Here is an 18227-nt window from a genome sequence, read left to right on the forward strand (position 1 = left end):
AGCGAAGCTTACTCCACCGTTACAGACTTAGCCAGGTTGCGGGGCTGGTCTACGTTGCAGCCGCGCAGTACCGCAATGTGGTAAGACAGCAATTGCAGCGGGACCACCGATACCAGCGGCATCAGCACATCACTCGTCGCCGGCACCTCAATTACAAACTCAGCCATTTCCGGAATGGTAGTGTCGCCTTCGGTTACCACGGCAATGATGCGGCCTTTGCGGGCTTTCACTTCCTGAATGTTGGATACCACCTTTTCGTAGGAGCTGTCCTTGGTAGCAATAACCACTACCGGCATGTTCTCATCAATCAGGGCAATGGGGCCGTGCTTCATTTCCGCCGCCGGATAGCCTTCGGCGTGGATGTAGCTGATTTCTTTCAGCTTTAGCGCGCCTTCCAGCGCTACCGGGAAGTTGTAGCCTCGGCCCAGGTACAGGAAGTTGGGTACGTCCTTGAAAATCTCCGCAATCTGCTTGATTTCCGTATTGAGCAGCAGGGCCTTCTCCACTTTCGCGGGAATGTTCTCCAGTTCCACCATCAGCTCCCGTAGTTTCAGGTCGTTGAGGGTGCCGCGCTTGCTGCCTACAATCATAGCCAGCAGCGTAAGTACCGTTACCTGCGCCGTGAAGGCCTTGGTAGAGGCTACCCCAATTTCAGGGCCCGCGTGGGTGTAGGCACCGGCATCGGCAGCCCGGGCAATGCTGCTGCCTACCACGTTGCAAATACCGAAGATGGTAGCGCCTTTGCTCTTGGCCAGTTCAATAGCGGCCAGCGTATCGGCGGTTTCGCCGGATTGCGAAATAGCAATTACAATGTCGCGCTCCGTAATGATAGGGTTACGGTAGCGGAATTCTGAAGCATATTCCACCTCTACCGGAATGCGCGCCAGGTCTTCAATCAGATACTCTGCTACCAGACCCGCGTGCCAGGAGGTGCCACAAGCCACAATGATGATGCGCTGCGCATTCACAAACTTCTGCTCGTAGGCGCGCACCCCACCCATATTCAGGTGGTTAGCTCCCAGTTCCAGACGGCCACGCATGGAGTCGAGGATGGAGCGGGGCTGCTCAAAAATCTCCTTTAGCATGAAGTGCTCGTAACCGCCTTTTTCAATGCTGTCGAGCGCCATTTCCAGCTTCTGGATGTACGGCGTCTGCTGTACATCTTCCTTGCTGCGAATCGCCATTTTGCCATCCCGAATAACCACGATTTCGTAGTCATTCACATACACCACTTCATTGGTGTACTCAATGATGGGGGTAGCATCAGAAGCCAGAAAAAACTCGTCTTCCCCAATACCAATTACCATAGGGGAGCCTTTGCGGGCCGCAATCAGCTGGTTCGGCTCGTCCCGGCTCAGGACTACAATGGCATAAGCCCCTACCACCTCGTGTAGCGCCAGGCGTACTGCTTCTTCCAGGGAGCAGCTGTTTTGCTTCTGAATCTCCTCAATCAGGTTCACGAATACTTCCGTGTCGGTATCGGAGTGGAACACGTGACCCTGCTGCTGCAGGTGGGTTTTCAGCGCGGCGTAGTTCTCAATAATGCCATTGTGAATAATGGCAATCCGCTCAGAAGTAGAATAGTGCGGGTGGGCGTTGGAGTCATTCGGCTCGCCGTGTGTGGCCCAGCGGGTATGGCCCATGCCGGTATGGGCATGCAGGTCTTTATCGGCAATAAAAGCCTCCAGATCAGCAACTTTGCCTTTCTTTTTATAAACGTTCAACTCGCCGTTCAGCAAGGCCACGCCGGCGGAATCGTATCCGCGGTATTCCAAACGGCGCAGGCCTTTTAGAATGATGGGGCAGGCCTCACGGTGCCCAATGTATGCTACAATGCCGCACATAATAGTTCAGTGAAAAGGGAAATAGGCAGAAAAAAGGCCGGCTAGCTCCAGCAGAGCAGTTGCTCTCTATGGAAACCAGCCGACAAAAATGCTAAAAAAGATATTTCTACAGGCTGGAGGTGTATACGCGCAGCCTGATGTTGTTGGCGTCGAGGACTGCGCGATTCAGGGTAAGATTGGAAAGCAGTGGGGTAACGGTAGCATCCGAAATCAAATTGTTAATGCTACGCGGGGAAGGCGTCAGCAAAAATCCTTCCGGAATTTCAGTATCCAACTTGCCTGCTACATAAGCCTGCACATAGCTAGTCAGCAAAACACTGTAGTACTTGTTGGTTGGTCCCAAATCGTAGTAGGTTACAACTGCAGCATTTCCGGCTCCCTGTGCCGATGAAATATCACCCTGCACCAGCCGGTCCTGCATCACGCCATTGATGTTCCGGGTCAACACTTGGTTATTGCGGTTCACTTCGTACAGGAACGCATACGAAGGGTTAGGAAACTGCAGATTGGCAAAGGGTTTTACGGGAATAATAAGTTCCGCCCGGTTAATAATAAGGTTCGGCTGCTTACGTAGCTCGTTCAGTCCTGGGATAAACAGCTTGGTGCTTAAGCCAGTACCTTCCTGAATATAGGTTAGCCCGTCGGTTTTGTCTGCCGAAACGGAGTCCTGACTGGTACGCAAGCCCGCCAGGGCACCAGCCCCGGTTAAGTCGGTACTGATCTGGGTGAAGAAACGCGGCGCATTCGGGTTGGCCCCTGAAGCATTAGGGTCACCCAGATCAATGCTGTAGGTGCGGGCGGGTGTTTTTCGTTTATCTACGTGGAAATACACCACCAGGCGGGTGCTGCCGGAGCGCCCCAACTGAACGATAGAGCCCGAATACCCGGCTGTTGGAGCCAGGGCCAGGCCCGGTAGCAAAGTAGAAAGGGTAGTTTGGTTGAAGCCAGGCGTATTCAGCGCCTCAAACAGCTGCGTAGTAAAAGCAGTAGACTGGCCAGCTTTCACCAATGGCAGACGGGCTAAACGAGAGGGAATAGTAACCCGAACCGTTGTGGTATCTTCCGTGGCACTATTTACACGCTGCCGCACCGTAACAGTACGGTTAAACCGCTCACTTACATTGGTGAACAAGGCCGTCTGGTCTACTGCCGGCGAGCTGGCTGAGGTGTACGTCACACGCTCCTCCAGTGGCTGAGCCAGCCGGAACAGGTCAAAACGTACGGGTTTGGTATCAGTACCATATACCTTCTCAAAACCCAGCCGCAGCACTACCGAGTCAAGGCGGGCGTTGGTGAACTGAGAGGGAAGCGAATCAGTAGAAACCTTGGTTTCGAAAAATGTGCGCGCAGTAATGGTGCCCAGATTAGCATCCTGCAGGCGCCCAACCAGATACTGATTGCGCCCGAGCGTGCCGAGCGAATCCAGCTTGACGGTGGAGGCAGTAACGGAAAAATCCTTGAATTCAGTGCTAATTGGCGTAGTACCAGGAAGGTCCAGGCCTAGCTCATTGGGGTCTTCGCAAGCAGTAAGCAGGAGGGAAGCCGAAAGAAAAAATGCCGACGCCCGTCGGAAGGCGCTAGCTGGCCAATTCATTATAAAGAGCGTAGTAAGAGGTAAGCAGATTGTCATCGGCCGCTACCTGGCCAATGCTGCGCTTCTGGGAGTACTCGTTGAAAAGCGCGTTCAGGTTGTCGCTGAAGTCTTCGTCTGATTTGATGACCGAGTCAGCATACTCCATACCGATTTTGATGAAGCCGCCGAAATCAGCTGATTTCAGATGGGTGAGCATCTCGTCATCAATGTCCAGCATCTTGGCCTTCTCAATAATGTCGCCTTCAAATTTGTGGGCGAATTCATTGTTGTAGACCGTGAAAATGGACTTGGAGTCCTTGAAAATCGGGTCCTTCTTGTAGGTCGTTTTCAGGTACATCGGAATCAGGCCCGTCATCCAGTCGTTGCAGTGCACGATGTCCGGCGCCCAGCCCAGTTTCTTTACCGTTTCCAGCACGCCTTTGCAAAAGAAGATGGCACGCTCGTCGTTATCGGCGTGGAACTGGTTGTTTTTATCGACCAGCACCGACTTCCGATGAAAATAATCTTCGTTGTCAATAAAATAAACCTGCAACTTGGCATTCGGAATAGAAGCTACCTTGATAATCAGGGGCTTTTCTTCTTCGCCTACGGCAATGTTGATGCCGGACAGACGCACCACTTCGTGCAAACGGTTCTTCCGCTCGTTGATAATGCCGAAGCGGGGCACGAAAATTCGGATTTCCATCCCCATTTCCTGCATTCCCTGGGGCAACTTCCGCAGAAACTCCGCTACCTTGGTCGTCTGCAAAAACGGATTAATCTCCGTGGCAGCATAGAGTATTCTCAGCTTAGACATACAGGGTTCTGTGGTTAAAATTGGGAGGGCACACTTTGGGATGCACAAAATTAAACATTTTTAGGCGAAAATTCAACGAAACCCGCCCGTAGATGCCTATATGGCGTCGGAAGGGCCCTGTGTGTATATGGAGATTCTGCAAACCGCTGCCGGGTTGCAAGCGCGCACCGAAGGGTGGCGCCAGAACGGGCAGCGCATTGGGCTGGTGCCCACGATGGGCGCGCTGCACGAAGGCCACCTGCAACTGGTGAGAGCCGCGGCCCGGGAGAATGATGTTGTTGTTGTCAGCATTTTCGTGAACCCCACCCAGTTCAACAACCCGGAAGACTTCCGGCTGTATCCGCGCCTGCCCGAGGCCGATGCCACCCTGCTGCAGGACACGGGCTGCACCGTGCTGTTTGCGCCTTCCGTGGAGGAAATGTACCCCCAGCCCACGGTGATGCGCTTTGACTTTGGCCCCTTGGAGCAGGTGATGGAAGGCGCCCACCGCCCGGGGCATTTTAATGGGGTAGCCACGGTGGTCAGCAAGCTGTTTCACCTGAGCCGGCCACACCGCGCTTATTTCGGGCAGAAGGATCTGCAGCAGGTTGCCGTTATCCGCCAGATGGTGGCCGATCTGAGCTTTGATCTGCAGCCCGTTACCTTTCCTACCGTGCGCGAAGCCGATGGACTGGCTATGTCCTCCCGCAACCGGCGCCTTTCGCCGGAGGCCCGGGCAGTAGCCCCGCGCCTGTACCAGGCCCTGGAGCTGGCCAGCCGGCTGTTGCAGCAACAGGCTACAGCCGCCGAGGTGCAGCAACAGGTACAGGCTTTTCTGCAGCAGCACCCGGAAATTGAGCTGGAGTACTTTGATATCAGCAATGCCCGCACGCTGCAGCCCTTGGAGAATGAGACTGCGCCGGCCGGTCAGGAAGTGGCCTTGTGCCTGGCAGCGTGGCTGGGCGGCGTACGGCTGATTGATAACGTGGTGGTGAACCTGGCGTAAGCCACCCAATGGTGCCACGGGATTTAACTATCTTTGCGGCCTTTCATTCACCCGCTTTCACTCATGCAAATCGAGGTTCTCAAGTCCAAAATTCACCGGGCCAAAGTCACGCAGGCTGAACTACACTATGTAGGCAGCGTCACGATTGATGAGGACCTGCTGGATGCCGCCAACATGGTGGAAAACGAGAAAGTGACCATTGTGAACGTAAACAATGGGGAGCGGTTCGAGACATACACTATTCGGGGCGAGCGGGGCTCCGGCATGATTTGCCTGAACGGCCCGGCCGCCCGGCGCGTAGCCGTAGGCGACATCGTGATTATCTTCTCCTACTGCCTCATCGATTTTGCTATAGCCCGCCAGCATCAGCCCACACTGGTATTTCCCGATCAGCATAACCGGCTGGTATAATTATCGTTGCTGCTTTTAAAGTGCCCGCTGCCAGTCTGTTGCCAGATAATGGCAGCGGGCACTGCGCTACCAGCTACTTTTAACAGGACTTAGATTCTCGTGAAAAAACTGCTCAATATTCTGAAGTATGTGCTGTTGCTGGCTTTCTCCGCCCTGCTGATGCGCTACGCCGTGCGCGACCAGGACCTGAGCAAAGTAGGCCGCTACATGCGTGAGGCCAATTACTTCTGGATGGGTATCACCGTTGTGCTCTCGGCGCTGGGCTACTTCAGCCGCGCCTACCGCTGGAAAATGCAGCTGGATGCCACTAAGCACCAGCCCAACTATTGGGATGTATACCACGCCATGATGGTGGGCTACCTGGCCAACTTGGTGCTGCCGCGCATGGGCGAGGTTATCCGGTGTTCGGTGCTGCGGCGCACGGGCGGTATTCCGGTGCAGGTGGCGCTGGGCTCGGTTATCACGGAGCGGGTGATTGATGTGCTGGTGCTGTTTACCCTGCTGGGTGCCACGCTCTTGCTGGATTTCAATAAGTTCTGGGCCTTTGTGCTGAGCTTGTTTTCCGATAAGTACGATACGCTGGCGCAAAGCCGGAACCTCATTATGGCGGCCGTTGGTATTGCGGGGGCGCTGGTGCTCATTGGCGGGTATCTGCTGTACCGGAACGTAGAGCGGCTACGGCAGCTGGCCCTGTTTAATAAGCTGGAAGGCTTTGTACGCGGGCTTATGGAAGGCGTATTCAGCATCCGGAAGCTGGATAGCAAAGGCTTGTTTCTACTGCACACGGCCTTCACCTGGCTGGTCTATTATCTCATGGACTATCTGGCATTTTTTGCCTTTCCGGAAACCCACAATCTGGGCATGGCTGCCGGACTGGCAGTACTCACGTTTGGGGCGTTTGGCATGGCCACGCCGGTGCAGGGCGGCATTGGGGCCTTCCACCTGATGGTGCAAAGCACCCTGCTGGTCTATGGGGTGTCGAAGGAAGCCGGTATTGCGTATGCGCTGGTAGTGCATGGCACCCAAACGCTGCTGGTAGTGATCATGGGTGGTATCAGCTTTGTAGTCAGTATGATCAAGTCGGGTAGGGCAAAGCGCGCCGTAGCGGCGTCGGTGCCCGATGCCGTCACCCCTGCTTATGTGGAGTAAAGAAAAAATATTCAGCCGCGAGGCCCTGCTGCCCGTGCTGGAGCAATGGCGCCAGCAAGGCCGCCGCATCGTTTTCACCAACGGCTGCTTCGACCTGCTGCACCTCGGCCACGTCGATTATCTGGAGAAAGCCCGGCACTTAGGCGATGCTCTGGTGGTGGGGCTGAACACGGATGCCTCCGTGAGCCGGCTAAAGCCGGGCCGGCCATTGCAGGACGAAATGGCACGGGCCCGCATTCTGGCGTCGCTTTTGTTTGTAGATGCGGTAGTACTCTTCGATGAGCCTACACCGCTGGAGCTGATTAAGCTGGTGCAGCCCGATATTCTGGTAAAGGGCGACGACTATCCCATCAGTGGAATTGTAGGCCACGAGGAAGTGTTACAAAGAGGCGGACAGGTGCTCACCGTACCGCTGGTGGCTGGCTACAGCACCACGCGTATTGTCGAGCACATTCGCCAACATCTTACTCCCTAAGCCCAACCTCCCTATGTACTACTCCACAAGCCCGATCTACTTGGTGGTTATCGGTGCCATGATCGTCAGCTGGCTGATTCAGTGGCGCCTGCGCAGCAAGTTTGCGCAGTATGCCCAGATTGGTCTGAAATCCGGCCTCACGGGCCGGCAGATTGCCGAGCTCATGCTGGCCGACCACGGCATTACCGATGTCAAAGTCATCAGCACGGAAGGCCGCCTCTCTGACCATTACAACCCCGCCGATAAAACGGTGAATCTCTCGGAGTCGGTGTACGCGGAGCGCAGTGCGGCCGCGGCCGCCGTGGCGGCGCACGAGTGCGGCCACGCCGTGCAGCACGCTACCGCCTACAGCATGCTGCAGTTTCGCTCGGCCATGGTGCCGGCCCTGAGTGCCGTGTCCCGCTTCATGCCCTTTATTCTGCTGGCGGGGGTATTAATGCTGCGAACTTCCCTGATTCCGCTGGGTGTGGGCATTGCTCTGTTCTCACTCACTACGCTGTTTTCCTTTGTGACGCTGCCCGTGGAGTTTGATGCTTCCCGCCGGGCGCTGGCCTGGATTGATAAGCGCGGCATTGTAACCACCCAGGAGCACGCCATGGCGAAAGACGCCCTCTGGTGGGCTGCCATGACGTACGTGGTAGCCGCCATCAGCTCCCTGGCTACCTTGCTCTACTACGTAAGCATTTTTATGGGTAGCCGCGACCGGCGCTAACCTGTTGGCTGCTCCTTTGTTAAGCTGAACGGGCTCCTTCGCCAGCCGGAGGGGCCCGTTACTGTTTTGCTTATGCCGACGTGCCGGTGCAACCATCAAACGCCGCCTTTGAACTTTATAGGACCCGGTTAGTAGAAAAAACGGCCCCGCTGCTGTAACTGCCAGTTGAGTAGCGTAATTTTGACCATAATTCCCACCCGCTGCCCCGGGCAGCTCCACCTTCCTCACCCAAGTTTTTACCGCATGGATTTCCAGCTCACCGAAGAACAACTTGCCGTTCAGGCGGCCGCCCGCGACTTTGCCCAGAATGAACTTTGGGCCGGCGTAATTGAGCGCGACGAACACCAGAAATTCCCCGCCGAGCAAATCAAGAAGATGGGCGAGTTGGGCTTCCTGGGCATGATGGTAAGCCCCGAGTACGGCGGCGGCGGCATGGATACGGTTTCCTACGTGCTGGCCATGGAAGAAATTTCCAAGGTAGATGCCTCCTGCTCCGTTATCATGTCGGTGAACAACTCGCTGGTGTGCTGGGGCCTGGAGAAATATGGCACCGAGGAGCAAAAGCAGAAATACCTGCCCCGCCTCACTTCCGGCGAAATCATTGGCGCGTTCTGTCTTTCGGAGCCCGAAGCCGGTTCCGATGCCACCATGCAGCGCACCACCGCCGAGGATATGGGTGACCATTACCTGCTGAACGGCACCAAAAACTGGATTACCAACGGCTCCTCTGCTTCTGTATACCTGGTTATTGCCCAGACCAACCCCGAGCTGAAGCACCGCGGTATCAATGCCCTTATCGTAGACAAAGACACGCCCGGTTTCGTGGTAGGCCCCAAAGAAAACAAACTGGGCATCCGCGGCTCCGACACTCACTCCCTCATGTTCACGGACGTGAAAGTGCCCAAAGAAAACCGCATTGGCGAGGATGGCTTCGGCTTTAAGTTTGCCATGCAGGTGCTGGCTGGCGGCCGTATTGGCATTGCGGCCCAGGCCCTGGGCATTGCCTCCGGCGCCTATGAGTTGTCGTTGAAATACTCGAAGGAGCGCAAGTCGTTTGGTGTGCCGATTTCCCAGCACCAGGCTATTCAGTTTAAGCTGGCTGATATGGCTACCAACATTGACGCCGCCCGCCTGCTGTGCCTGCAGGCTGCCCACGATAAGGACGCCCACCAGGATTACGCCAAGTCTGGCGCCATGGCCAAGCTGTTCGCCTCCAAAGTAGCAATGGATACTGCCGTTGAGGCCGTACAGGTGCACGGTGGCTACGGCTTTGTGAAAGAATTCCACGTGGAGCGCATGATGCGAGACGCCAAAATCACGCAGATTTATGAGGGTACTTCCGAGATTCAGAAAATTGTAATCTCGCGGGAAATCCTCAAGTAATAGGCGAATTGCCTAAAAGTCAGATTCATTGCACTAAACCCAGCCAAAAAATTGGCTGGGTTTTAGTTTTTGTGAATTTTTATATCTTATTTTGCATTGTATAAACTCGGGCAAGTAGCGCCCGTTTTCCACTCAGCTCCCCCACACCTAAGCGGTTTATGGAAGATTACAATAAAGTGATAGAGTCGCTCGGCGTCCGCTACATCAAAGCGAAGAACCTCGTCTTGCAGCAGCCTTTCACGGTGCGCAATTCGTATGACGTAGGCAATAACCTGATTCTGCTGCACAAGGGACACATCTCCTTTGGCGATGATGAGCAGACCACGGTAGAAGAGGGCGAAATGCTCTTTATTCCCGGCGGTCGGGCCACGCGCGTGGCCTACGGCGAAGGCGGCGGTAAGGTCATTACCAACGATGACCTGATCAGCAACAAAGACAAGTTTTTCCACTCCAACTCTGACCTCGACCTCATCGGCGACGCCGAAGAAAGCCACAGCTTTGTGAGCTTTGAGGCCAAGGTATTTGACTCGGTTAACTTCTTTGCCTCCCTTGATGTACCTGCTTTCCTGATTACCGGCAATTCCAAGCTGGCTAACCTGGTGATTAAGGTAGTAGAGGAAAGCCTGCAGGAACTGCCCGGCCGGGAGCGTCTCATCACGATTTACACCGAGAATATTGTGGTGGAGATTGTGCGCTACATCTTGAAAAACAAGATGTTTGTGGAGCAGCTGGCCACCAACAGCACCTACTTCAAGGACCCCCGCCTCATTGACCTGTTTAACTACATCAAAGAGAACCTGGGCGGCGACCTGTCGAACAAGGTACTCAGCGGCGTAGCCAACGTGTCAGAAGACTATGTAGGCCAGTACTTCAAGATGCTGACCGGCATCAACCCCCAGGACTACATCGAATACCAGCGTATGGAGCGGGCCGTATTCCTGTTGCGCACCACCAAGAAGAGCATCCGCGACATCGGGAAAGAAGTGGGGTACAAAGACACCGCTTATTTCTGCCGTCGTTTTAAGATGATGTTTGGCATCCCAGCCGGCAAAATGCGCCGTCGCGAGTCCGCTATGAACATCTAATTCAGCTTCAGTCGACAATAAAAAAAGGCCCTGGTATTATGCCAGGGCCTTTTTTTATGCGTGTTAAGCGCCAATGCAACTTCTTAGTTAAGGGCCGTGCTGGCTACGGAATTAAAGGACTGGACAACCGCCACTACCTCCGGCAGAAAGCCCGGGTCTTTTTCAATCTGATTGCCAATAACAATCACATCGGCGCCGGCCTCTAGGGCATCCTGCGCTTTTTCAGTGGTATTGATACCGCCTCCTACAATGAGGGGAACCTCTACCGCCTGGCGTACGGCCTTAATCATGGCTGGCGATACCGGATACATGGCACCACTGCCACCATCCAGGTACATGAGGCGCAGACCCAGCTGCTCACCGGCCATGGCCGTGCAGGCCGCAATGCCGGGCTTATCGTAGGGTAGAGGCGTGGTGCCGCTCACGTAGCTGGCTGTGGTCTGGCGGCCGGTGTCTACCAGCATGTAGCCGGTGGGCAGAATCTGAAGCTTGCTCTGGCGCAGCAAAGGGGCCGCAATAACGTGCTGCCCAATCAGGAACTCCGGGTTGCGCCCGGAAATCAACGACAGCAGCAGAATACCATCAGCCTGTCCATCTAAGTGTAAACTGTGGCTGGGAAACAGCAGCACCGGCACCTTAGAGCGGCTTTTAAGCAACTGAATAAGGGTAGCCTGGTACGAATTCAGTACCAGGCTACCCCCTACAAAAAAGTAATCGACCGGATGGGTCTCGCTTAGCTTCAGCAAATGCCGGCAGCCCGCCTCGTCCAGCTGGTCGGGGTCGAGCAATACGGCCAGCGACTTCTGGCCGCGGGCGCGGCGTTTGCTAAGGCCTTCATAGAGACTGTTGAGGCGCATTCGCGTCGTCGTGGTGATACGTAAAGTCTATGTCCTGCGTGGCCGGCTGAGCGGCGGGCGCTGTTGCAAGGTCGTTATTTTTGTCCACAGGCAAATATTCCCCTACTTTTTTGGCCACATAAGCCATCAGCACCGCCGAAACCTGGGCAATCAGCATCTTACCGGTATCTGACTTCAAAAATACATTGAAGGCATCAGCCATGATGGAGGAAGCCGACGAGCCATCTGCCGCCGAAGGCCGGGGGCGTACGGCCGGGGCCATGGAGCGGGCCGAGCGGGTGTACTGGCTGATGGGGCTGTCGAGCGGGGGAAACGGGTCCTCCGTATCCGTGTGGTATACGTCAGGGGCCAGGTCGGCGCGCTCGTGACGGCTGGGTGCCTGGGTGCCCCGGTCGTACTGATGCGGGCCAGCGCCAAAGCCCAGATCATCACTCTCGGCGGTGTCTACGTGGCTGTAGGCCGGTGACCGGTGACGGTCGTGGAGCGCTTTGCCCGGATGGTAGTCCAGGTGTTCGTTATCCTCAAAATCTTCTTCCTCAGAAGAGCGGGAGCGGAAGGCGCGGGCCAGCAGCCAGATGCCGCCTGCTACGCCGGCGCCAATGAGGGCGTACTTACCAATGCGTTGCGTTTGCTCTTTGATGTCTTCCACATCGCCCAGCAAAGCGCGCTCATATTCCAGCTTCTGGCGTTCCAGAAACTCTTTTTCGTCTTCAAAAAGCGGGTTGTGCAAATCGGCCATGGGAGAGAGTTAGGCTTGGCGTTTATCAGATTTATAAATGGTATTGCTCAGCATCTTGTCGGCCAGCCCCTGAAACAGCTTTTTATCCACGCCCACTATAAAGACAATCAGCAGCAGCAGATAAATAGCCGCTACAATTCCGAAGCCCCAATAAGAGCTATCAAAGGCGGCATTCAGGGCCAGGCCGGCAAAAATGCTCAGGAATACCAGAAACAGCAGCCCAATGATAGCCATGGTCAGGCCATGGGCCGTACCAACGAAGGCATTTTTAACTTTTTCCTGGGTCTCAAGGCGTACCAGATCAATACGCGTGTCGAGATAACCCATCAGGTTTCCGATCAAACTGTCATTGCGGGGCGTTTTGGTAGCGTCGTCGTCGTTAGCCATGCGGCAGAAGGAGTTTAGAGAGATAATCTGTTTAAGAACTTGGGTACGGAAAAAACACAAAGAATGGTGCAATGCTAATGGAACTTCATACGGAAAAGCCTGTTCATCGTCTAAATTCCTACCGTAAAAGTCCCGTTCTTGCCCTGCTTACCGCTGTATTTTGAGCCCGAACCATTACCACATCCTGGGAGTAACCACTACGGCTACGGCGCTGGAGATAAAGCAGGCATATAAGCGGCTGGCACTCCGCTACCACCCCGACCGCCACCGGGGCGACACCCGCTTTGAAGAGCAGTTTAAGCAGGTAAGCGTTGCCTACGGCATCTTATCGGACCCGGCCCGCCGGGCCTCCTACGACCACGGCTTACGCCAGGATACGCTGCGGGCTGATGCCGCACGCCGCCAGCAGCAGTTCCGGGCCCAGGGCCAGCGTGTGTACGGGGTACCCATGCCCGCCGCCCAGCCCTTGCGCACGCGCCGGCCGGCTTCCTCGGCGGAGCGCCATTACCGGCCCATTCCCCGGCGCCGCACCCGGTTTACCCGCCGCGACTACTGGTTGATGCTGGTGGCAGCCGGCTTGTTTATCCTCTTTGGGGTGTCAGTAAAAGTAACCATGGACCACCTGACGGCCCTTTCCAACTACGACGATGGCCTGCAAGCGTACGTGGAGCGGCGGTGGAGCGTGGCGCATGCCTATTTCTCGGAAGCAGTGCACTTCAAGCCCGAATTCAGCGCTGCCCGGCGGCGGCGCGGGGAGATAGAGCAGCTGGTATTTCACGATTATGCCAATGCGCTGACGGACTATGAGGTAGCCATACGGGAGCCCGCCTCGGTACGGCAGGCTGCTGAGCTGTGGTGGCGCGTGGGCCAGTGCCAAACCGAGCAGGGGCACATGGAGAAAGCCCTGCGTAGCTACACCCAGGCCATTCGGCTGGACTCTACTCTGGCTGGCCCCTGGCTGGATAGGGGCGAGCTGCGCATGTTTGAGCAGCGGCAGTTCCGGGCCGCCATCCGGGATTTATCCATGGGCCTGCGGCAGCGGGCGGTGCAGGGGCAGAGCCCCTCGGTGCGCTACCAGACCTACCGGGGGCTGGCCTGGTTTAAGCTGGGCGAGTATGATGCCGCCCGGGAGGATTATCAGCAGGTGCTGCTGAATAATCCGCACAATGGGCAGATTCATTTCCTGCTGGGGCGGCTGGCCCAGGAGCAGGGCAAGCCTACGGCTGCCTGTGAGTTTTATGCGCGCGCCGTGCTGCTAGGCTATAGCTACGCCGAGGAAGCCCGCCTGAAAAGCGGCTGCCAATAAACAGAGGAGCCCGGTACTGGTACCGGGCTCCTCTGTTTTCAAAGCTTTCTTCTTTCCTGAGCTACTCCGCCGGCGCCAGCCCGGTATTGGCGGGGCCCATCAGCAGCTTGCCATAGGCATCAAAACGGGAGCCGTGGCAGGGGCAGTCCCAGCTTTTTTCCAGCCCATTCCAATGCACTACGCAGCCCAGGTGCGGGCAGATGGCCGAGCACTCGTGTACTTTCCCATTGGAAGCCTTATACACGGCTACCTTGGTGATACCCCGGCGCAAAACCGCCCCCGAGCCAGCCGGAATATCCTCAGCGTTGGCGACGTCGCCGCCCGTAACCAGCTCGGTATACTCGGTGGCCACGTTCACATTTTCGCGCACAAACTCCTTGATGGATTCTGGCTTGAGGGTAACGCGGCCGGGGTGGTAGAGCTTCTCCCAGGGGTTGGAGCGGCCGATAATTAAGTCGCGCACCAGCATGGCACCCAGGGTGCTGTGCGTCATACCGTGGCCGGAGTCGCCGGTAATCAGGTACACATTGTCGTTGTCCAGCGGATTGCGGCCGGCAAAGCCCAGTCCATCAACCGGTTCCATCACCTGCCCCGACCATTGATATTCAATGTCCGTCATCTGCGGGAAATGTTCACGCGTCCACTCCTCCAGGCAGCGCAGGCGCTCGGCCGGGTTTTCTTCCTGCCCTGTCTTGTGGTCTTCGCCGCCCACAATCAGCAGGTCGTAGTCGACTTCGGGGGCTTCCTGTAGGCGAATGTAGTGGTAAGGGTCGGCGGTATCCCAATACAGGGCTTTGGCAATGGAGCCCTTGGGTACGCGGGCGGCCAGCGCGTAGGTGCGATAAGGAGCTTGTTTGGTATGCATCACCACCCGGTCGTTGAAGGGCGTATTGGTGGCAATAACAATGGCCTGGGCCGTTACTTCTATGCCCTGGGCAGTAACTACCCGGGCCTGGGCGCCGCCTTCCACGGTATCTACGTGGGTATGGGTAAAAATCTGTCCGCCCTGCGCCGTTATAGCCTCGGCCAGCCCGTGTAAGTACTTCAAAATGTGAAACTGCCCTTGGTTAGGAAACCGCAGGCACTCCCCGGTTTTAAAGCCTTTTACTCCTGCATCGGCCAGCTGCTCTACTTTTTTCAGACCGGCGCGGTGCGCGGCTTTTATCTCCTCGGCCAACTCACCTGGCTTGCCGTTGGCGGGCAGGAACAGGTAGCCATCCAGGCGGGAAAAATCACAGGCTATTTTTTCGGTCAGCGCAATGCGCTCTATCTCATCAATAGCGGCTCCGTGACTCTCGGCCGCCAGCCGGGCGCCTTCCTGGCCAAAGAGGTTTTCCAGGGTAGAGTAGCCCTCATCCAGCGCATTAGACAGGTGGGCGGTGGTACGGCCGCTTTCGCCGCTGGCTATTTCCCCGTCTTCCAGCACCACCACCTTTTTGCCTTCCTTACCCAATAAATAAGCCGTGGTGAGGCCCGCAATACCGGCTCCTACAATCACCACATCGGCACTTAGGGGCTTTTTTAGCGGCGAAAAGGAGGGTAGCGCGTCGGCGGTAGGAAACCAGACAGATTGAGTAGCGCCGGAAGTATGGGCACCAGAAGCACGGTTAGGCATAGCAGGAGTAGAGTAGTTTCTCCCGTGCTTACGGTCGGCTAAGCGCAAGGTTAGATAGTAGGCCGGCGCAGAAATCAGCGGCTAAACTGCCTCTGGGCCAAGAGCCAGGCGGGGGGCTGCCCGCACCGCAGGGCATAAAAAAAGCCCCGTTGGTGAAGAACCGACGGGGCTTTTATTGTTGTGGTAATGATTGGAATCGAACCAACGACACCAGCATTTTCAGTGCTGTGCTCTACCAACTGAGCTACATTACCATCTCCTCCTAGGCCGTGTGGCTGTTGGGGAGCACAAAAGTAGTAAACCCATTCCAACCTGCAAGGCGTATCGTAAAAAAATGTTTCCGGCTGCCAAAAGATATAGTTTGTTATGCATAACGACTATATTTCGGCCTAAACCCCAAACCTACCCATTTTTCCTGTGCATTTTTCTATCCAAAACATTCTCTTCCTGCTGGTAGCGGTGGCGGGCTTTGGCCTGTTTGCCTGGCAGGCACGGAAGATACGGGCCAATATCCTCGTCGGGCGCGACCGGGATATGAGCGGCCACGTGAACGAGCGGCTGTGGAAAACGCTGCTGGTGGCCTTCGGGCAGCAGAAGATGTTTAAACGCCTCACGCCGGCCTTTCTGCACCTGATTGTCTACATCGGCTTCATCGTTATCAATATTGAAGTCATTGAGATTCTGATTGATGGCATTTTCGGTACGCACCGGGTGCTGGGCTTTATGGGGCCGCTTTACTCCGCCCTCACGGGTACCAATGAGGTGCTGGGCGCCCTGGTGGTGCTGGCCGTAACGGCCTTTTGGTGGCGCCGCAACGTGCAGGGCGTACGCCGCTTTTCCGGCCCGGAAATGCGCGCCTGGCCCAAACTCGACGCCAACGTTATTCTCTACATTGAAGTGGTGCTGATGGTGGCGCTGTTCCTGATGAACTCCGCCGACCTGAAAGCCCACCAGCTGGAAGGCAAAGACCTGGACGGTGCCTTCCCCATCAGCCAGTTTCTGACGGGCTTGCTGCCGGATAACGTGAGCAGCCTAGTGGTGCTGGAGCGCGTGGGCTGGTGGGCGCACATTGTGGGTATTCTGCTGTTTCTGAACTACCTGCCCTCGTCCAAGCACTTCCACATTATCATGGCTTTCCCGAACGTGTACTTCTCCCGGCTGGTGCCGCAGGGGCAGTTCTCGAATGTGGACAGTATCACCCACGAGGTGAAGGCCATGATGGACCCCACCTACCAGGTACCGACTCCGGCCACCAACCCCGATGGTTCGGCCGTAGCGCCCACTCCGTTTGGCGCTAAAGACGTGAACGACCTGGCCTGGACCAACCTGCTCAACGCTTACTCCTGCACCGAGTGCGGCCGCTGCACCTCCGTGTGCCCGGCCAACCTGACGGGCAAGCTACTTTCGCCGCGCAAAATCATTATGGACACGCGCGACCGGATGGAGGAGAAGTATAACTCCCCGTTGGTGTTCGACCCGGCCCTCTACGGCAAGGAAGCCAAGCACGACCCCCAGGAGCAGCTCGACAAGGAAAATCACACCCTGCTGCGCGGCTACGTTACGCCCGAGGAACTCTGGGCCTGCACCACCTGCAATGCCTGCGTGGAAGCCTGCCCCGTGAATATCAACCCCCTGGAAAGCATTGTGGAAATGCGCCGCTTCCTGGTGCTGGAAGAGTCAGCGGCCCCCAACTCGCTCAACGTCATGTTCTCCAACATTGAGAACAACGGCGCGCCCTGGGCCTTCTCACCTTCCGACCGGTTTAACTGGGCCGATGATCTGTACATGGCCGAAAAAGCTTAATGCGTTGCCAGTTTAGTGTTGCCGGTTACCAGTTCGCTCTTCGGAATACTGGTAGCTGACAAACGGCAACTGGCAACTGGATACTCACAACTGACAACTGATAAATATAATGGCTGATATAACTGCCAAACGCCCCGTTTCTGTACCTCTCATGGCTGATCTGGCTGCCCGGGGCGAAACTCCAGAAGTATTGTTCTGGGTGGGCTGCGCCGGCGCCTTCGATGACCGGTATAAGCGCGTAACGCGGGCCTTCGTGCGCATTCTGGAACATGTGGGCGTGAAGTACGCCGTGCTGGGCATGGAAGAAACCTGCACTGGCGACCCCGCCAAGCGCGCCGGTAACGAGTTCCTGTTTCAGATGCAGGCCATGCAGAACATTACCACGCTGAATGGCTACGGCATCAAAACCGTGGTAACGGCCTGCCCGCACTGCTTCAACACCATCAAAAACGAGTACCCGGCCCTGGGCGGCGAGTACGAGGTAATTCACCACAGCACTTTTCTGCAGCAGCTTATTAACCAAGGCCGCGTGAAGGCCGAAGGCGGTGAGTCGTTTAAAGGCCGCCGCATTACCTTCCACGATTCCTGCTACCTGGGCCGCGCCAACAACATCTACGAGGCGCCCCGTGCCGTGCTGGAAGTGCTGGACGCCGACCTGGTTGAAATGAAGCGCTGCAAAACCAACGGCCTCTGCTGCGGCGCCGGCGGGGCGCAGATGTGGAAAGAACCTGAGCCCGGCAAAAAAGATATCAACATTGAGCGCACGGAGGAAGCCCTGGCTACGCTGGACGGCAACGCCGAAGTGCTGGGTAACCTGACCGGTGTGGAAAGCACCGCGCCCGGCCTGCCCGCCGGCTCCAACCACGGCGGTAGCATCATTGCGGTAGGCTGCCCTTTCTGCATGACCATGATGGCCGACGGCGTGAAAAATAAGGAGCGCGAGCAGGACGTGCAGGTGTTTGACCTGGCCGAGCTGATTGCTTCGGCGGAAGGTTTAAATGCCTAAGGAATAAAGGCTGCCATTACGCAGTAGGCGCAAGCCATCAGGTCCCGACGGAACTTCCCGCCGGGACCTGTTATTTTGTA

General features: G+C 56.3%; 17 protein-coding genes and 1 tRNA gene. 10 read left to right on the forward strand and 8 right to left on the reverse strand.

What is annotated here, in order from left to right:
• Positions 1–8: 8 nt before the first annotated feature.
• The 3 genes from glmS to PK28_RS02075 all read right to left on the reverse strand — a co-directional run bounded on the left by glmS (position 9) and on the right by PK28_RS02075 (position 4234).
• A complete protein-coding gene (glmS, locus tag PK28_RS02065) occupies positions 9–1844 on the reverse strand; it encodes a glutamine--fructose-6-phosphate transaminase (isomerizing) (protein WP_044510904.1) in 1836 nt (611 codons plus the stop codon).
• A gap of 106 nt (positions 1845–1950) precedes the next feature.
• The gene (locus PK28_RS02070) at positions 1951–3438 is read right to left on the reverse strand and encodes a DUF4270 family protein (protein WP_044510906.1); all 1488 of its coding nucleotides are present in this window, start codon (positions 3436–3438) and stop codon (positions 1951–1953) included.
• Entirely contained in the window at positions 3422–4234 is an 813-nt protein-coding gene (locus PK28_RS02075; RefSeq protein ID WP_044510912.1) for a glycogen/starch synthase, read from the reverse strand. Before PK28_RS02075 ends, PK28_RS02070 begins: the two co-directional genes overlap by 17 nt.
• A gap of 127 nt (positions 4235–4361) precedes the next feature.
• Between PK28_RS02075 and panC the strand changes: the two genes are divergently transcribed.
• From panC to PK28_RS02110, 7 genes are all read left to right on the forward strand, one after another.
• Positions 4362–5219, forward strand: a complete 858-nt coding sequence (gene panC / locus PK28_RS02080; RefSeq protein ID WP_044510914.1) for a pantoate--beta-alanine ligase — start codon at positions 4362–4364, stop codon at positions 5217–5219.
• A 63-nt stretch (positions 5220–5282) separates the two neighbouring features.
• Entirely contained in the window at positions 5283–5630 is a 348-nt protein-coding gene (gene panD / locus PK28_RS02085) for an aspartate 1-decarboxylase (RefSeq protein WP_044510915.1), read from the forward strand.
• Between the two features lie 99 nt (positions 5631–5729).
• Positions 5730–6779: a lysylphosphatidylglycerol synthase transmembrane domain-containing protein gene (locus tag PK28_RS02090; protein WP_044510918.1), complete on the forward strand. Its 1050-nt coding sequence runs from the start codon at positions 5730–5732 to the stop codon at positions 6777–6779.
• Complete coding sequence (rfaE2, locus tag PK28_RS02095; RefSeq protein ID WP_044510920.1) at positions 6769–7254, forward strand: D-glycero-beta-D-manno-heptose 1-phosphate adenylyltransferase; 486 nt, start codon at positions 6769–6771, stop codon at positions 7252–7254. The genes PK28_RS02090 and rfaE2 overlap by 11 nt, the downstream gene beginning before the upstream one ends.
• A 13-nt stretch (positions 7255–7267) precedes the next feature.
• Positions 7268–7966 carry a zinc metallopeptidase gene (locus PK28_RS02100; RefSeq protein ID WP_044510922.1) on the forward strand — a complete coding sequence of 233 codons (699 nt, stop codon included), beginning with the start codon at positions 7268–7270 and terminating at the stop codon, positions 7964–7966.
• Between the two features lie 243 nt (positions 7967–8209).
• Positions 8210–9349 (forward strand): acyl-CoA dehydrogenase, encoded by a 1140-nt coding sequence (locus PK28_RS02105; RefSeq protein ID WP_044510924.1) that lies wholly within the window; start codon positions 8210–8212, stop codon positions 9347–9349.
• 158 nt (positions 9350–9507) lie between these two features.
• The gene (locus PK28_RS02110) at positions 9508–10434 is read left to right on the forward strand and encodes a helix-turn-helix domain-containing protein (RefSeq protein WP_044510927.1); all 927 of its coding nucleotides are present in this window, start codon (positions 9508–9510) and stop codon (positions 10432–10434) included.
• 83 nt (positions 10435–10517) lie between these two features.
• Here the strand turns inward: PK28_RS02110 and PK28_RS02115 are convergent, their stop codons facing one another.
• From PK28_RS02115 to PK28_RS02125, 3 genes are read right to left on the reverse strand one after another with little or no spacing between them, the layout of a single operon-like run.
• Complete coding sequence (locus PK28_RS02115; protein WP_044510929.1) at positions 10518–11291, reverse strand: phosphoglycerol geranylgeranyltransferase; 774 nt, start codon at positions 11289–11291, stop codon at positions 10518–10520.
• On the reverse strand, positions 11269–12030 hold the full coding sequence (locus PK28_RS02120) for a hypothetical protein (RefSeq protein ID WP_044510931.1): 762 nt from the start codon (positions 12028–12030) through the stop codon (positions 11269–11271). The genes PK28_RS02115 and PK28_RS02120 overlap by 23 nt, the downstream gene beginning before the upstream one ends.
• Before the next feature lie 9 nt (positions 12031–12039).
• On the reverse strand, positions 12040–12417 hold the full coding sequence (locus PK28_RS02125) for a phage holin family protein (protein ID WP_044510933.1): 378 nt from the start codon (positions 12415–12417) through the stop codon (positions 12040–12042).
• A gap of 160 nt (positions 12418–12577) precedes the next feature.
• On the opposite strand from PK28_RS02125, the gene PK28_RS18770 reads away from it, so the two are divergent.
• Positions 12578–13723, forward strand: a complete 1146-nt coding sequence (locus PK28_RS18770) for a J domain-containing protein (protein WP_048825447.1) — start codon at positions 12578–12580, stop codon at positions 13721–13723.
• A 61-nt stretch (positions 13724–13784) separates the two neighbouring features.
• Here the strand turns inward: PK28_RS18770 and PK28_RS02135 are convergent, their stop codons facing one another.
• Positions 13785–15338, reverse strand: coding sequence for an FAD-dependent oxidoreductase (locus PK28_RS02135; RefSeq protein ID WP_044510935.1), 1554 nt, complete (start codon positions 15336–15338; stop codon positions 13785–13787).
• Positions 15339–15519: 181 nt separating this feature from the next.
• Positions 15520–15592, reverse strand: a tRNA-Phe gene (locus PK28_RS02140).
• Between the two features lie 163 nt (positions 15593–15755).
• On the opposite strand from PK28_RS02140, the gene PK28_RS02145 reads away from it, so the two are divergent.
• Both PK28_RS02145 and PK28_RS02150 read left to right on the forward strand, forming a co-directional pair.
• The gene (locus PK28_RS02145; protein WP_044510938.1) at positions 15756–17141 is read left to right on the forward strand and encodes a 4Fe-4S dicluster domain-containing protein; all 1386 of its coding nucleotides are present in this window, start codon (positions 15756–15758) and stop codon (positions 17139–17141) included.
• 151 nt (positions 17142–17292) lie between these two features.
• Positions 17293–18147 (forward strand): (Fe-S)-binding protein, encoded by an 855-nt coding sequence (locus PK28_RS02150; protein WP_044510940.1) that lies wholly within the window; start codon positions 17293–17295, stop codon positions 18145–18147.
• The last annotated feature ends 80 nt before the right edge of the window (positions 18148–18227 follow it).

The sequence above is a fragment of the Hymenobacter sp. DG25B genome, from assembly GCF_000801315.1.
Lineage (GTDB): Bacteria > Bacteroidota > Bacteroidia > Cytophagales > Hymenobacteraceae > Hymenobacter.

Excerpts from the sequence above, each read along its gene's own strand:
- glmS (WP_044510904.1), bottom strand. The coding sequence starts at position 1,844 with ATGTGCGGCATTGTAGCATACATTGGGCACCGTGAGGCCTGCCCCATC.
- PK28_RS02070 (WP_044510906.1), bottom strand. The coding sequence starts at position 3,438 with ATGAATTGGCCAGCTAGCGCCTTCCGACGGGCGTCGGCATTTTTTCTT.
- PK28_RS02075 (WP_044510912.1), bottom strand. The coding sequence starts at position 4,234 with ATGTCTAAGCTGAGAATACTCTATGCTGCCACGGAGATTAATCCGTTT.
- panC (WP_044510914.1), top strand. The coding sequence starts at position 4,362 with ATGGAGATTCTGCAAACCGCTGCCGGGTTGCAAGCGCGCACCGAAGGG.
- panD (WP_044510915.1), top strand. The coding sequence starts at position 5,283 with ATGCAAATCGAGGTTCTCAAGTCCAAAATTCACCGGGCCAAAGTCACG.
- rfaE2 (WP_044510920.1), top strand. The coding sequence starts at position 6,769 with ATGTGGAGTAAAGAAAAAATATTCAGCCGCGAGGCCCTGCTGCCCGTG.
- PK28_RS02100 (WP_044510922.1), top strand. The coding sequence starts at position 7,268 with ATGTACTACTCCACAAGCCCGATCTACTTGGTGGTTATCGGTGCCATG.
- PK28_RS02105 (WP_044510924.1), top strand. The coding sequence starts at position 8,210 with ATGGATTTCCAGCTCACCGAAGAACAACTTGCCGTTCAGGCGGCCGCC.
- PK28_RS02110 (WP_044510927.1), top strand. The coding sequence starts at position 9,508 with ATGGAAGATTACAATAAAGTGATAGAGTCGCTCGGCGTCCGCTACATC.
- PK28_RS02115 (WP_044510929.1), bottom strand. The coding sequence starts at position 11,291 with ATGCGCCTCAACAGTCTCTATGAAGGCCTTAGCAAACGCCGCGCCCGC.
- PK28_RS02120 (WP_044510931.1), bottom strand. The coding sequence starts at position 12,030 with ATGGCCGATTTGCACAACCCGCTTTTTGAAGACGAAAAAGAGTTTCTG.
- PK28_RS02125 (WP_044510933.1), bottom strand. The coding sequence starts at position 12,417 with ATGGCTAACGACGACGACGCTACCAAAACGCCCCGCAATGACAGTTTG.
- PK28_RS02135 (WP_044510935.1), bottom strand. The coding sequence starts at position 15,338 with ATGCCTAACCGTGCTTCTGGTGCCCATACTTCCGGCGCTACTCAATCT.
- PK28_RS02150 (WP_044510940.1), top strand. The coding sequence starts at position 17,293 with ATGGCTGATCTGGCTGCCCGGGGCGAAACTCCAGAAGTATTGTTCTGG.